15 protein-coding genes are annotated in these 12,746 nt (G+C 68.0%); 6 read left to right on the plus strand and 9 right to left on the minus strand.

Going from position 1 to position 12,746, the window contains the following annotated elements; genetic code table 11:
* Nucleotides 1-152 precede the first annotated feature (152 nt).
* Complete coding sequence (locus H536_RS0119380; RefSeq protein ID WP_024352026.1) at nucleotides 153-1,418, plus strand: amidase; 1,266 nt, start codon at nucleotides 153-155, stop codon at nucleotides 1,416-1,418.
* Nucleotides 1,419-1,854: 436 nt separating this feature from the next.
* Nucleotides 1,855-2,082 (plus strand): hypothetical protein, encoded by a 228-nt coding sequence (locus H536_RS0119390; RefSeq protein ID WP_024352027.1) that lies wholly within the window; start codon nucleotides 1,855-1,857, stop codon nucleotides 2,080-2,082.
* 103 nt (nucleotides 2,083-2,185) lie between these two features.
* Here the strand turns inward: H536_RS0119390 and metF are convergent, their stop codons facing one another.
* Nucleotides 2,186-3,097 carry a methylenetetrahydrofolate reductase [NAD(P)H] gene (gene metF, locus H536_RS0119395; RefSeq protein WP_009210182.1) on the minus strand — a complete coding sequence of 304 codons (912 nt, stop codon included), beginning with the start codon at nucleotides 3,095-3,097 and terminating at the stop codon, nucleotides 2,186-2,188.
* A gap of 14 nt (nucleotides 3,098-3,111) precedes the next feature.
* Nucleotides 3,112-4,125, minus strand: a complete 1,014-nt coding sequence (locus tag H536_RS0119400) for an ArsR/SmtB family transcription factor (RefSeq protein ID WP_024352028.1) — start codon at nucleotides 4,123-4,125, stop codon at nucleotides 3,112-3,114.
* Between the two features lie 123 nt (nucleotides 4,126-4,248).
* Here H536_RS0119400 and tsaA point away from each other — a divergent pair, with 123 nt between their 5' ends.
* Entirely contained in the window at nucleotides 4,249-4,761 is a 513-nt protein-coding gene (tsaA, locus tag H536_RS0119405; RefSeq protein ID WP_024352029.1) for a tRNA (N6-threonylcarbamoyladenosine(37)-N6)-methyltransferase TrmO, read from the plus strand.
* The gene (locus tag H536_RS0119410) at nucleotides 4,682-5,137 is read left to right on the plus strand and encodes a DUF2293 domain-containing protein (RefSeq protein WP_081651993.1); all 456 of its coding nucleotides are present in this window, start codon (nucleotides 4,682-4,684) and stop codon (nucleotides 5,135-5,137) included. Before tsaA ends, H536_RS0119410 begins: the two co-directional genes overlap by 80 nt.
* 3 nt (nucleotides 5,138-5,140) lie before the next feature.
* Here H536_RS0119410 and H536_RS0119415 read toward each other — a convergent pair whose 3' ends face one another.
* Both H536_RS0119415 and H536_RS0119420 read right to left on the minus strand, forming a co-directional pair.
* Nucleotides 5,141-5,722, minus strand: coding sequence for an MOSC domain-containing protein (locus H536_RS0119415; RefSeq protein WP_024352031.1), 582 nt, complete (start codon nucleotides 5,720-5,722; stop codon nucleotides 5,141-5,143).
* A gap of 42 nt (nucleotides 5,723-5,764) precedes the next feature.
* Nucleotides 5,765-6,397: a DedA family protein gene (locus tag H536_RS0119420; protein ID WP_024352032.1), complete on the minus strand. Its 633-nt coding sequence runs from the start codon at nucleotides 6,395-6,397 to the stop codon at nucleotides 5,765-5,767.
* A 156-nt stretch (nucleotides 6,398-6,553) separates the two neighbouring features.
* On the opposite strand from H536_RS0119420, the gene H536_RS0119425 reads away from it, so the two are divergent.
* Nucleotides 6,554-6,955, plus strand: coding sequence for a hypothetical protein (locus tag H536_RS0119425; protein WP_024352033.1), 402 nt, complete (start codon nucleotides 6,554-6,556; stop codon nucleotides 6,953-6,955).
* Nucleotides 6,956-7,032: 77 nt separating this feature from the next.
* Here H536_RS0119425 and H536_RS0119430 read toward each other — a convergent pair whose 3' ends face one another.
* Nucleotides 7,033-7,458, minus strand: coding sequence for a MerR family transcriptional regulator (locus tag H536_RS0119430; protein WP_024352034.1), 426 nt, complete (start codon nucleotides 7,456-7,458; stop codon nucleotides 7,033-7,035).
* A 73-nt stretch (nucleotides 7,459-7,531) separates the two neighbouring features.
* Between H536_RS0119430 and H536_RS0119435 the strand changes: the two genes are divergently transcribed.
* The gene (locus H536_RS0119435) at nucleotides 7,532-8,257 is read left to right on the plus strand and encodes a cation efflux transmembrane domain-containing protein (protein WP_024352035.1); all 726 of its coding nucleotides are present in this window, start codon (nucleotides 7,532-7,534) and stop codon (nucleotides 8,255-8,257) included.
* Between the two features lie 72 nt (nucleotides 8,258-8,329).
* Here the strand turns inward: H536_RS0119435 and H536_RS0119440 are convergent, their stop codons facing one another.
* The 4 genes from H536_RS0119440 to ettA form a co-directional block, all read right to left on the minus strand.
* The gene (locus tag H536_RS0119440; protein ID WP_024352036.1) at nucleotides 8,330-8,716 is read right to left on the minus strand and encodes a response regulator; all 387 of its coding nucleotides are present in this window, start codon (nucleotides 8,714-8,716) and stop codon (nucleotides 8,330-8,332) included.
* Complete coding sequence (locus H536_RS0119445) at nucleotides 8,697-10,181, minus strand: sensor histidine kinase (RefSeq protein ID WP_024352037.1); 1,485 nt, start codon at nucleotides 10,179-10,181, stop codon at nucleotides 8,697-8,699. The genes H536_RS0119440 and H536_RS0119445 overlap by 20 nt, the downstream gene beginning before the upstream one ends.
* Before the next feature lie 338 nt (nucleotides 10,182-10,519).
* Nucleotides 10,520-10,852 carry a hypothetical protein gene (locus H536_RS0119450; protein WP_024352038.1) on the minus strand — a complete coding sequence of 111 codons (333 nt, stop codon included), beginning with the start codon at nucleotides 10,850-10,852 and terminating at the stop codon, nucleotides 10,520-10,522.
* A gap of 143 nt (nucleotides 10,853-10,995) precedes the next feature.
* On the minus strand, nucleotides 10,996-12,645 hold the full coding sequence (gene ettA, locus H536_RS0119455) for an energy-dependent translational throttle protein EttA (protein ID WP_024352039.1): 1,650 nt from the start codon (nucleotides 12,643-12,645) through the stop codon (nucleotides 10,996-10,998).
* Between the last annotated feature and the right edge of the window lie 101 nt (nucleotides 12,646-12,746).

Consider the following 12,746-nt stretch of genomic DNA (forward strand, 5'->3'; position numbering starts at 1 on the left):
AGCGCCCCTGCCCGTGGCCGGCCTGCGGACCGGCCCACAAGACCGGCCATTCCGGCGGCGGACAGCCGGCTCGCCCGCCCACTCACAGGGGCGCTTGTCCGACAGCCGGACAGCGCTCTAAACAGGGACACCCGCCAATAGGAACCATCGCCATGCCCGCCGCCCCGCTTCGCCTGACCGACATCGTCCGCGACATTGAGACCGGGCGCACGACGCCGCAGGCGGTGCTGGCCGCGACCAACGAGCGGATCGACGCGGGCGACGGCACGCTCGGGGTGTTCACCCACCGCGCACCCGAAGCCTCGCGCGCCGAGGCGGCGGCGACCAAAGGTCCGCTGGCCGGCGTGCCCTTCGGCGCCAAGGATGTCTTCGACAGTTTCGACATGCCGACCGAGCACGGCTCGGCGATCTATCGCGGCCACCAGCCGGCCGCCGATGCCCCGGTCATCGCGCTGGCGCGGGCCCAGGGCGCGGCCATCGTCGGCAAGACCGCGACCACCGAATTCGCCTCGCTCGATCCGACCCCGACCCGCAATCCGCACAATCAGGACCACACGCCGGGCGGCTCCTCCTCCGGCTCGGCGGCGGGGGTTGCCGCCGGCTACCTCGCCGGCGCCTGCGGCACCCAGACCGGCGGCTCGGTCATCCGCCCGGCCTCCTTCTGCGGCGTCGCCGGCTACAAGCCGAGCTTCCGCCTGTTCCCGACGGTCGGCGTGAAGACCTATTCCTGGTCGCTCGACACGGTCGGCTTCTTCGCCGCCACGGTGCCCGACGTCGCGCTGCTCGCCGCGCTGATCAGCGGCCGGCCGCTGGCCGACACGCCGCCCGCCGACGCCTTGGGGCTCACCATCGGCCTTTACCGCTCGGCCGTCGACGACCTGCTCGAGCCCGACATGGCCGCCGCCTGGGACACGGCCGCCCGCGTCATCGAGGCGGCCGGGGCGAAGCTGATCGAGATCGCCGAGCCGGCCTCGCTCTCGGCGGCCCGCGAGATCCACGCGCCGCTGCAGAATTTCGAGGCGGCGCAGGCGCTGTTCCACGAGCGCACCCGGCACCGCGCCCTGATGGGCCCGAAGGTGCTGGAACAGCTCGACCACGGCGCGAGCGTGACGCCGGAAGAATACGACAATGCGCGGCGCACGGCCCGGATCGGCCGCAAGGCCGCCACCACCCTGTTCGAGAATGCCGACGCCCTGCTGGTGCCCTCCGCGATCGGCGCGGCACCACACAGCCTCCGCTCGACCGGCGACGCGATGTTCAACAAGCTGTGGACCATCACCGGCAATCCCTGCGTCAACGTGCCGGGCCTGCACGCCGCCAACGGCTTGCCGGTGGGCCTAACCATCGTCACGCGTTTCGGGCGCGACGCGCGGGCGCTCGCCATCGCCGCCATGCTGGGCGAGCGGCTGGCGATCTGAGGATTCACCACGAACCCACCGACCGTCCGCAAATACGGGAACCGAAGTGCTGCAGTGCCGTTCACACCCCGCATATCAACGAGGGGAACGCCACATGCGGATCGAGACTCTGGTCACCATCTTCGGCACCGTCGTGTTCTTCGGAATGCTCGGCGGCATCACCACCGTCGGCGCGATCGTCCTCTTTCCCTGATCGTCGCGACGCCGCTGTCCCCCGGCGGCGTCTCCGATCGGGACTATTCCCAAATCTGGCAGCTTCGCCACATTCGCCCCGTTTGGGGCCCGCGCGCCGCTTCGCTGTGCCGTGAGGCCGCGACCGGCGCCAATCGCCTGATCACGCTGGCCTTCCTTTGGCTCAGACCCTCCCCGGAAGGCCCGACCCGGCTACACGCAGCGGCTCGCGCCTTCGCCACTGTCCCAAAAAAACACAGGCCGGATGGCGCAGTGCATCGCCGCGCCCATAGGGGCTGCGGGGATTTGGCGCGCCGCGCTGCCGCAGTGCAGCGACGAATTCGCATTTACCCACTGTGTCACGCCGTTACTCTTCGTGTTGTCCGTCAACGAGGAGGCAATGCAAATGGAACTGACGCGTCCGCTGAATTTGCTGATGATCTGTGCCGCGTTTGCATTCGTCGGAGCCATGGTGATCGGCGTCGTGCCCTGATCCCATCCGTCCGACGGGCGCCTGACGGTGCCCCATCGACAAAAAAGCCGGGGCCCTGCCCCGGCTTTTCTCGTTTCGGTCGATGTCTTTCGGCCGCGGCTGCTCAGGCCGCGGCGGCCTCGCTCTTGGGAGCGGCGGCCGTTCCGGCCCGCATGCCGAGGATGTGGCAGATCGAATAGACCAGGTCGGCCCGGTTCATCGTGTAGAAATGGAAGTCCGACAGGCCGCGCTTCTGCAGGTCCAGCACCTGCTCGGCACAGACCGCTGCCGCCACGTGGCTGCGGGTCTGCGGATCTTCCTCCAGCCCGTCGAAACGCTCGGCCAGCCAGGACGGGATCTTGGCGCCGGTGGCGTTGGAGAAGCGCGCGACCTTGACGAAGTCGTGGATCGGCACGATGCCCGGGACGATCGGAATGTAGATGCCGGCCCGGCGCACCCGCTCGACGTAGCGCTCGAAGACGTCGTTATCGAAGAAGAACTGGGTGATCGCACGGGTCGCGCCATTGTCGACCTTGCGCTTCAACAGGTCGATGTCGGTAGCGAAGTCCGGGCTTTCCGGATGCTTCTCCGGATAAGCCGCGACGGAGATCTCGAAATCGGCGAAGGCCTTCAGCCCGGCGACCAGCTCGACGGCGTTGCGATAGCCGTCCTCGCGCGGGACATATTTGCCGCCGACGCCGTTCTGCCCGTCGCCGCGCAGCGCCACGAAATGGCGCACGCCGGTCTCCCAGTACTGGCGCACCACCTCGTCGACCTCTTCCCGGGAGGCATCGACGCAGGTCAGATGCGCGGCCGGGGTCAGCGTGGTCTCCTTAAGGATCCGCTCGATCGTCTGGTGGGTGCGCTCGCGGGTCGAGCCGCCGGCACCGTAGGTCACCGAGACGAAGCTGGGGCCGAGCGGCGCGAGGCGCTCGATCGAACGCCAGAGATTCTCTTCCATCTTCTCGGTCTTCGGCGGGAAGAACTCGAAGGATACGCGAAGTCCGGAACCGGCAAGCGGCGGGGTCTGGCTCATGACGGGGCTCTCTATCAGCTGACGAGGGTTGTGCGGTTCGGGCCGTCGCCTGCCACGAGCAGGCGGGGGTCCCGGGCGATGCAGATGGTCACGGTGAGTTCGCCGGTCTCGCATCCGCTGGAGACGAGATGGTCGAGGGACACCAGTTCGAGGCCGGCATCGTCCAGATAGCCGGCCAGCGTGTCGTCGGAAAAGCCCAGGCGCAGATGCGCATGCTCGGCGCGCAGGAATTCCAGCTCGTGCGGCGCAAAGTCGATGATCGCCAGGCGGCCGCCCGGCGCGACGGCCCGGGCCGCCTCGGCCACGGCGGCCTGCGGGTCTTCCAGGTAATGCAGCACCTGGTGGATGGTGACGAGGTCGTAGGCCTGACGCTCGACCGGCAGGTGATAGGCCTCGCCCTGGCGCACGACGGCATTGCCGATCCCGGCACTGTCGAGCTTGGCCCGGGCGATCGCCAGCATCTCGCGCGAGGCGTCGATGCCGACCGCGCGCTCGCAGCGCGGCGCCAGCACCTCCAGCATGCGGCCGGTGCCGGTGCCGACATCGAGCAGCGTGCCGATGCGCTTGTTGCCGAGCGCGGCGAGAAGCGCCTGCTCGACTTCGGCGTCCGAGGCATGCAGCGCCCGGATCGTGTCCCAGCTTCCGGCATTGCGGGCGAAATAGTCCGCGGCGCGGCGGGCGCGCTCGACCCGGACGGCATCGAGCCGCTCGCTGTCGCGCTCCACCACCGGATCGGCCTCGTCGGCCCAGTTCAGAACGGCATGGACGAGACCGGAGACACTCGCCTCCTCCGACAGGCGGAAATAGGCCCAGGCGCCTTCCTGGTAGCGGGTCAGGACGCCGGATTCGACCAGGAGCTTCAGGTGCCGCGAGATGCGTGGCTGTGACTGGCCGAGAATCGCGGTAAGGTCGCTGACCGTCAGATCGCTTCGCGCCAGAAGCAGGACGAGCCGCAGGCGGGTCGGCTCGGCGACCGCCTTGAGGGCATCGACCAGTCGGCCGAAGGAGAGCTTCTGAATGTCCAGCATGTTCCGTCTCGATTTCGATATAAAGATATCTTTATGTGAAAATACGGACCGATGCAAGCGATACCATGCGCCGCTGACGAATGGTCGGAGCGCCCGCCCCGCCCCGATGGCCGTCGCAGCGCCATGACGCCGCCTCCCGTTTCCTCGGCCGCCCCGGACGCCACCGTCGCGCGGCCCGGCGAGCGCCGCTTCGAGGGGCCCACGCCGGCCTATGACGATGCCGGACTGGTCTTCATCGGCCGCATCTGCTCGCCCTGGACCGAGCGATCGCAATGCCCGAAGAATGTCGGCCGCGCCCGCGAGGCGGGCCAACCCGCCGAAATCCGGCTCGAACCGCGCTGGCGCGAGGGCCTTGCGGGTCTGGGCGCCGGGCAATGGGTGCTGCTCCTGACCTGGCTCGACCAGGCGGATCGCGATCTCGCCTTGCAGATGCCGCGCCATGCCGACGCGCCGCGCGGCACCTTCTCGCTGCGCTCGCCGGTCCGGCCCAATCCGGTCGGCCTGCATCTCGTGCAGATCGTCGCCCTCGACCGCGAGACCGGGATCATCGGCATCGATGCCATCGACGTCCTCGACGGCACGCCGCTCCTCGACATCAAGCCCTATCTCGCGTCGGTCGACGCGCCGCCGGCCTGACGGGACCGACCCTGCCTTGGCCACCGAACGCCAGAAGAGAGTTGCCCGCGCCCTCACCGCCCTGATCCCCCGCGCGCCCTTCATTGACGCCGAGGCGATCCGCGAGGCGGCGCGCGCCCGGCACATGCGCTCCCTGCCGCCCGAACGCGCCGTCTGGCTCGCCGCGGTCGCCCATATCCGCCACGCCCATACCGACTATGACGAACTCATGGACGACGGCTACGACAAGGACGCGGCACGCTTCTTCGTCCTCGACGACACCAATGCGGTGCTTGACGGCTGGGGCGCCACCCGCCATCTCGACCCCGACGCCATCGATGAAGAGCCTTATGCCGGCGCCGTGGCCGACGAAGCCGACGAGACGGACGACGAATGAAGTTCAGGCGTAGATCCACTGCTCGGGAATGCGCGCCTCGACGGCCTCGCCGACCGTGATGCGGCCGGGCTTTTCCACCCAGGCGACGAGGCCGCGGCGGTGCATGGCCGCCTTCACGAAACCCAGCTCTATGTCGCCGCGATCCGGGTAATGCGCCGCGATCGCCGCACCGGAGGACCGGCAGGGGCGGTTGTCGCCGTCGATCCGCAGGGTCACGCCGCCGGCGAACATCAAAAGCGTGCGCGGCGGCAGCCAGGTGAGACGCGCAATGCCGCCGACGAGCAGATTGCCGCCGATCCATTCCGGCCGGATCTTGGGAATGTCCAGCGCTGCGGCGGCCTCGGCCAGTTCGTCGGCAGCCAGCAGCGAGAGCTGGCGCTCGTTGCGCATCCGCGTGCCGCGCGGATACCAGGGCTCGCGTCCCCCTGAGCGCCGCGTCATCCCGCCATGGCGGTCGCCGTCGATGCCGTCGAAGCCGAGGTCGAGATGATCGACCGGCACGGTGGCGAACCCATCACCCTGTGTGCGGAAGAGACCGTCGATCGTGGCGGCGAGCTTGCGCGCCCGCGTGCGTTGCATCTGCATCCGTCGGTGTCGTCCGGCATCGTGTTGGCGGAGACGGCCCGCCTAGCGCGGCGAATCGTCGGTGGTCTCCGCCCGCGTGTGGCTGCGGTCGAAGGTGGCGACACGATAGATGTAGAAGCCGACAATGGCGATGAGCACGGCGTTGGAAACCGGCCCGACATAGGATTCCACCGCCTCGTAATTCTGGCCGAGCGCATAGCCCGCATAGGCAAGAAGCGTCGTCCAGGCGGCGCTGCCGATGGCGGAGAAGACCAGGAAGGTGAGGAAGGACATCTTCGCGATGCCGGCCGGCACCGAGATCAGCGTGCGCACCGCCGGAACCAGGCGACCGAACAGCACGGCGGCGATGCCGTATTTGCGGAACCAGCGGTCGGCGGCATCGACATCCTCCGGGGCCATGGTCAGCCAGCGGCCGTGGCGCTCGGTGAAGCGCTTCAGCCGGCGCTCGCCGACGAAGCGGCCGGCATAGTACCAGGGGATGACGCCGAGGAGCGACCCGACCGTGCCGGCGAGGATCACCGTGACCAGCGACATCTGCCCGCTCGCCGACTGGTAGCCAGCCAGTGGCATGATCAGTTCGGAGGGGATCGGCGGAAAGACGTTTTCCAGGAACATCAGGAGCGCGATGCCGAAGGGGCCGAGCGTTTCCATCATGCTGCGGACAAAGGCGTCCATGTCGTCTCCGTTCAGTCTCGCCGCGCAGGGCGCCGTTCACCGTGCAGAAAGCCCCGCATGGCGTTTCGGGTTCCGCCCCGCATGCGGCAGGCGGCCGTCTGCCGGGCGTAAGCCGCCGCGCTTGCCGGTACGCTAGGGGAGTGATCTCATGGCCGGATGACGACCGGTCTCGACACATTCGACGACTTCAGCTGGGCGAACCTCCTCGCCGGCCGGGACGTGCTTGTCCTCGACCCCGACGCGGCGCGGGGCCTTCGCACCGCCAATGCGCTCGACGCCGCCGGAGCCCGCGCAAGCCGCGTCGCCAGCGTGGAGGCGGCGCGCGACCGCATGCTGCGCCGCGCCTTCGTCCTCGCGGTGGTCGCCCTGCCCGGCGAGGCCAGCATCGACGAGGCCCTGCACGCGCAGTTCGCGGCCGCGGGCCTGCATCTGATGCTGCTGGCCGAGCCCGCACGGCACGCCGCGCTGCGGGCCCGCCATCCCGGCGCCCGCGTCGCCGGCCTCGACCTCGGCGAACGCCAGTTCGTCATGCTGCTGACCGGCACCGCCGACGAATAGGCCGCGCGCCTTCCCGCCAGAGGCCCCAAACAATCGCGGCGCCCTGCTGCCCGGCCCAGTTCCGCCAGCCGCCCGCGTCAGGGGGCCGGATGGCTGTCCGCCAGGCACTGGTCGTGATCGGCCAGCACCTCGATCACCCGGCATTGCTCGACCGTCTCGTTCCGGCAGCGGGTCATGCGCGCGACCTCGGCCCGCAGCGCGGTCAGCCGCGCGATCTTTCGGTCGATGTCGGCGAGGTGCTCGGTGGCGATCTCGTCCGCCTTGGCGCAGGGCCGCGTCGGATGACCGGCCAGGTCGAGAAGCTCGCGGATCGCCTCGATGTCGAAGCCGAGTTCGCGCGCATGGCGCACGAAGCCGAGGCGGCGCAGATGCGCCTCGCCATAAAGCCGCCGGTTGCCGGCACTGCGCGGCGGCGCCGGCAGCAGGTCGATCTCCTCGTAGTAGCGGATCGTCGGGATCTTCACCCCGGTGCGGCGCGACAAGTCGCCGATTGCGAGATTCATCGGATTTCACCCTTGCTTCTCTAGTCACTGGAGATTGTAGGGTCGCGCCGAACGCATGAAAAGGAGCCCCGCGATGGCCGACCATTGCTGCGCCAGCACCGCCACACCCGCCGCCCCGACCGAGCCCGCCGCGGCCGAACCGGCACCGACCGCCGCCTGCGGCTGCTCGGGCGGCGTGCCCGTCTTCGACGGCGTCGATCCGCGCTACAAGCGCATCCTGTGGACGGTCATCGCCATCAATGGCGCGATGTTCCTCGTCGAGATGGGCGCCGGCCGCATCGCCGGGTCGCAGGCGCTCATGGCCGATGCGCTGGACTTCCTCGGCGACACGCTGACCTACGGCCTCAGCCTGGCGGTCATCGGCGCGAGCCTGAAGATCCGCGCCTCGGCGGCCCTGTTCAAGGGCGTCTCGCTCAGCCTGATGGCGCTGTGGGTGTTCGGCTCGACGGCCTATCAGGTGCTGGTGCTCGGCGTTCCCAGCGCCCAGATCATGGGGCTGATCGGGCTGCTGGCGCTCGCCGCCAACCTGGCCTCGGTCGGCCTCCTGATGCGCTACAAGGACGGCGACGCCAATGTGCGCTCGGTCTGGCTGTGCTCGCGCAACGACGCGATCGGCAATGTAGTGGTGATGGTCGCCGCCCTCGGCGTCTGGGGTTCGGGCTCGGCCTGGCCCGACCTCGCGGTTGCCGCGGTCATGGCCGGCCTGTTCCTCACCTCGTCTGTCACGATCCTGCGCCAAGCCTTTGCGGAATATGGCGAAACGCCCACTGAGCTCGCAGGCTCGGGGAGCAGCTCCTGACAGGACACGGCACGGGAGCGCATGGCTCCCGCCTTCGCCCTTGGCGCCCGCCTGGACGCGAACCGGTTGTTTTCAGTCGGTGACGGCCAGGATGGAATGCTCGATCTGGCTGGCGCTGTAGGGCTTCTGCAGCACCGGGCAAACCCGCCATTCGGTCTCCAGCCCCTCGCGGCCGTAGCCGGTGGCGAAGACGATCGGAATGCCGGCCTCCCGCAGCCGCGTGGCGACCGGATAGATCTTCTCGCCGCCGATATTGACGTCGAGAATGGCCACGTCGATCGCCATGCCGGAATCCAGCATGTCATGGGCGCGCTTCAGCCGCATGGCCAGTCCGACAACCTTGCAGCCGAGGTCGAACAGCATGTCTTCCAGTTGCATGGCGACGAGGCTCTCGTCCTCGACCACGAACACCTTCAGTCCGGCGACGTCACGAGCAGTGTTATGCGGCTGTGCTTGCAAATTCCTCCACCTCGGACAGGGCCAGTTCGATACGGCAGATGAGGCCGCCGGAGGCAAGGTCAAGGGACAGCGTACCGGATAGTTCGCCTTCGACCACACGGTGCAGCATGCGCATGCCGAACCCCTCGACGAGCGGGTTCGCGGAAACCGGCGCTCCGGCCGTCTCCGTCCAGGCGATGGACAGATGGCGGCCGGCGCCTTCGCCGGCGACCTGCCAGCTCACCACCAGCTCGCCCTCGTCGCTGGACAGCGCGCCGTAGGCGGCCGCATTGGCGGCCAGCTCGTGGAACACCATGCTCAGCGCGATCGCCGAGCGGGCGGTCAGATGCACCTCCGGCCCGGACATGGTGACCTGGCTGCGCGGGAACGGCGACAGCTCCTGGCGCAGCAGCACGCGGAGCCCCGCGGCCTCCCAGCGCCGCTCGGCCAGTACATTGTGGGCGTGGCTCAGCGCCAGGATGCGCGCGTCGAAGGCGGCCCGCGCCTCCTGGGCCTGCGGCAGCTTGCGGAAGCTCTGGCGCGCCATGGACTGGACGGTGGAGAGCGTGTTCTTCACCCGGTGATTGAGCTCGTCGATCAAGAGCCGCTGGCGATCGGCGGCGCGGATCGCGTCGGTCCGGTCGGCACCCTGCACGAAGACGCCGGTCACGCGGCCTTCGGCATCGCGGATCGGATTGTAGGTGAAATCGATGAAGGTCTCGCTCAGCCCCTCGTCGCCCTCGCCGTGGATGAGCAGGCGCACGCCCTCGCCGGTGAAGGACTTGCCGTCGGCATAGACCGCATCGAGCATCTCGAAGAAGCCCTGCCCCGCCACTTCGGGCAGCGCCTCCCGGATCGGCAGGCCGATCACGTCGCGATGGCCGACGAAGCGGGCATAGCTGTCATTGGCGAAGACGGCGACATGGTCGGGTCCCTGCAGCACCGCGATCATGCCCGGCGCCTGCCGGAACAGCCGGCGGAACTCCTCGCTCTCGGAGCGGGTCTCCTGATAGGCCTCCTCGACCTCGCGGGCATTGCGCAGCAGCGCCAGTTCGCCCGGCACGGCGGCGCTCGGCACGGTGCTCGCCTGTTTCAGCCGCACGATCTCGGTCACGTCGACGGTGTTCTGCACGATGAAGGCGACCGCGCCGTCATCGTCCAGGATCGGCGTGTGCGTGGCGGTCCAGTAGCGTTCCTCGACGCCGCCGCCTTCCGATTGCGGCCGCGGAATCTCGTAGGGAATGAAGGCGATCGTGTCGGGTTCGCCGGTCTCCAGGACCTCGGCGAAGGACGCCCGCAGCCGCCGGCCGCTCTCGCCCTCATTGGGAAACAGGTCGAACAGCTGCCGGCCGACGAGTTCCTCGCGCTGCTTCAGCACGGCCTGCTCATAGGCGCGGTTGACCGAGACGTATCGCAGCTCCCGGTCCAGCACCATGTAGGGGCTGGGAAGCACGTCGAAGATATGGGCGAAGACGAGATCGTTCATGCCAGCGCGGAGGACCTGCGATCCATGCCCGTCATCCCGTCGGGTCCGCGCCCCGGTCCGGCCGGATCGTGAGGAGATGTCGGACGGTATCGGGCGGACACCTTGGTAGGGTTCGGCTTGTCTGTCGGCACATCCGCGCCCTTGTTGACGGCAGGCAACCCGGGAGGCCGGCGCCGTGCGAATTCGTCTCGTCTTCAATGGAGGCCGGACGGACACCGGCGCCGCAATGCACCGTTATTCCACCCCTCGTCCCCCGTCATCCTAAAATGCCATCCCTGCCATTTGGTTGCTGATGCCATGATGAATCTTCACAGGGAAGCGACAGCGCGAACAAAACCTTACCAGGCGCAGATGCGCGTATCGGTCGCGGCGCTCGACCAGCAGGCCGGGTCGCCGCGCTCGCGCACATAGGTGCCCGGCAGGGGAACGTTGCGATGGCCCAGATTGACGAAGCCCGAGGCGTAGCCCGGGCTGTCGATGACGAGGATATAGGTTACGTCCGGCCCGGTGATGGTGAAGCTGCCGGCCGAATCGGTCATCTGGAAGTCGCAGTCGAAATAGCCGTCGTCGGAGCTGTAGCAGTCGGCGGGCTTAGCCTGCGCACCCGCATGGCCGAGGATCAGAAGCCCCGCTCCGGCGAGGGTCGCGATCGTGGATAGACGTCTGTTCATCACGGCTGCCTCCCTCGCGCCCATTGCGCGAGGACAAAATAGCAGGACACAACCGCGACCGATAGCCGGCTAACACCCTGTTAACCGTCCGGTCCCGTACGCCGGTCCGGCTCCCTTCCGGAAACCGGACCGGCGCGAACCCGTCAGCGCGTCAGGCGCTTGTAGGTCGGACGCTTCGGATTGACCGACTCGGGGCCGAGGCGGCGGATCTTGTCCTGCTCGTAATCCTCGAAATTGCCCTCGAACCATTCGACATGGCTGTCGCCCTCGAAGGCGAGGATGTGCGTCGCCAGCCGGTCGAGGAACATGCGGTCATGGCTGATGACCACGGCGCAGCCGGCGTATTCCTCCAGCGCATCTTCCAGCGCCGTCAGCGTCTCGGTGTCGAGATCGTTGGTCGGCTCGTCGAGCAGGATGACGTTGGAACCGGACTTCAGCATCTTGGCGAGGTGCACGCGGTTGCGCTGGCCGCCCGACAGGGTGCCGACCTTCTGCTGCTGGTTCGGGCCCTTGAAGTTGAAGTTGCCGACATAGGCGCGGCTGTTCATCTCGTATTTGCCGAGCTTCATGATGTCGACGCCGCCGGAGATTTCCTCCCAGACGGTGTTGTTCGGCGTCAGGTCGTCGCGGCTCTGATCGACATAGCCGAGATCGACGGTCTCGCCGATCTTGATCTCGCCGCTGTCGGGCTTCTCCTGGCCGGTGAGCATCTTGAACAGCGTCGACTTGCCGGCGCCGTTCGGGCCGATGATGCCGACGATGCCGCCGGCCGGCAGCTTGAAGGAGAGGTTCTCGATCAGCACCCGGTCGCCGTAGCTCTTGGTCAGGTTCTCGACCTCGATCACCCGGTTGCCGAGGCGCTCGCCGGTCGGGATGACGATCTTGCCGTCGGCCGGCTTGCGGTTCTCGGCGGCCTCGACCAGCTCGTTATAGGCGCGGATACGCGCCTTCGACTTGGTCTGGCGGGCCTTGGCGCCCTGCTGGATCCACTCGCGCTCGCGGGTGATGGCACGCATGCGGGCGTCGTCCTCGCGGCCCTCCTGCTGCATGCGCTTCTGCTTCTTCTCCAGATAGACCGAGTAGTTGCCCTCGTAGGGCACGCCATGGCCGCGATCGAGCTCGAGAATCCAGCCGGTGACGTTGTCGAGGAAGTAGCGATCATGGGTGATCATCAGCACCGAGCCCTCGTACTCGCGCAGGTGCTTTTCCAGCCACAGGATCGTCTCGGCATCGAGATGGTTGGTCGGCTCGTCGAGCAGCAGGATGTCGGGCTTCGATAGGAGCAGCTGGCACAGCGCGACGCGGCGCTTCTCACCGCCCGACAGCGGCGCGATCTCGGCGTCCGGCGGCGGGCAGCGCAGCGCGTCCATCGCCATCTCCACCTGGTTCTCCAGATCCCACAAATTCTGGGCGTCGATGACGTCCTGGAGCTTGGCGCCCTCCTCCGCGGTCTCCTCGGAGTAGTTCATCATCAGTTCGTTGTAGCGGTCGAGGATCGCCTGCTTGTCGGCGACGCCGAGCATGACGTTCTCGAACACCGTCTTCGACTCGTCGAGATGCGGCTCCTGCGGCAGGTAGCCGACGGTCGCGCCCTCGGCGGCCCAGGCCTCGCCGGTGAAGTCCTTGTCCTCGCCGGCCATGATCTTGAGCAGCGTCGACTTGCCGGCGCCGTTCGGGCCGAGAATGCCGATCTTGGCGTCGGGGTAGAAGGAGAGATGGATGTTCTCGAGGACCTTCTTGTTGCCGTAGGCCTTCGAAAGTCCGGACATGTGATAGATGAACTGGCGTGCCATTGCGCGCTGCCGCTCCGTATCGAGATGGAAAGAGAAGTTGCGCCGTACGTAAGCCATCGGAGCAGGCGGAGCAACGGCCGCGACGCGAAGAGGCGCGGCAG

The organism is Aurantimonas coralicida DSM 14790 (assembly GCF_000421645.1).
Lineage (GTDB): Bacteria > Pseudomonadota > Alphaproteobacteria > Rhizobiales > Rhizobiaceae > Aurantimonas > Aurantimonas coralicida.

What these genes read in the sequence shown, in the direction of transcription:
- tsaA (WP_024352029.1), top strand. Translation starts at nt 4,249, where the DNA reads ATGACGCCGCCTCCCGTTTCCTCGGCCGCCCCGGACGCCACCGTCGCG.
- H536_RS0119435 (WP_024352035.1), top strand. Translation starts at nt 7,532, where the DNA reads ATGGCCGACCATTGCTGCGCCAGCACCGCCACACCCGCCGCCCCGACC.
- H536_RS0119420 (WP_024352032.1), bottom strand. Translation starts at nt 6,397, where the DNA reads ATGGACGCCTTTGTCCGCAGCATGATGGAAACGCTCGGCCCCTTCGGC.
- ettA (WP_024352039.1), bottom strand. Translation starts at nt 12,645, where the DNA reads ATGGCACGCCAGTTCATCTATCACATGTCCGGACTTTCGAAGGCCTAC.
- H536_RS0119380 (WP_024352026.1), top strand. Translation starts at nt 153, where the DNA reads ATGCCCGCCGCCCCGCTTCGCCTGACCGACATCGTCCGCGACATTGAG.
- H536_RS0119390 (WP_024352027.1), top strand. Translation starts at nt 1,855, where the DNA reads ATGGCGCAGTGCATCGCCGCGCCCATAGGGGCTGCGGGGATTTGGCGC.
- H536_RS0119445 (WP_024352037.1), bottom strand. Translation starts at nt 10,181, where the DNA reads ATGAACGATCTCGTCTTCGCCCATATCTTCGACGTGCTTCCCAGCCCC.
- H536_RS0119430 (WP_024352034.1), bottom strand. Translation starts at nt 7,458, where the DNA reads ATGAATCTCGCAATCGGCGACTTGTCGCGCCGCACCGGGGTGAAGATC.
- H536_RS0119450 (WP_024352038.1), bottom strand. Translation starts at nt 10,852, where the DNA reads ATGAACAGACGTCTATCCACGATCGCGACCCTCGCCGGAGCGGGGCTT.
- H536_RS0119410 (WP_081651993.1), top strand. Translation starts at nt 4,682, where the DNA reads ATGCCATCGACGTCCTCGACGGCACGCCGCTCCTCGACATCAAGCCCT.
- H536_RS0119415 (WP_024352031.1), bottom strand. Translation starts at nt 5,722, where the DNA reads ATGCAGATGCAACGCACGCGGGCGCGCAAGCTCGCCGCCACGATCGAC.
- H536_RS0119400 (WP_024352028.1), bottom strand. Translation starts at nt 4,125, where the DNA reads ATGCTGGACATTCAGAAGCTCTCCTTCGGCCGACTGGTCGATGCCCTC.
- metF (WP_009210182.1), bottom strand. Translation starts at nt 3,097, where the DNA reads ATGAGCCAGACCCCGCCGCTTGCCGGTTCCGGACTTCGCGTATCCTTC.
- H536_RS0119425 (WP_024352033.1), top strand. Translation starts at nt 6,554, where the DNA reads ATGACGACCGGTCTCGACACATTCGACGACTTCAGCTGGGCGAACCTC.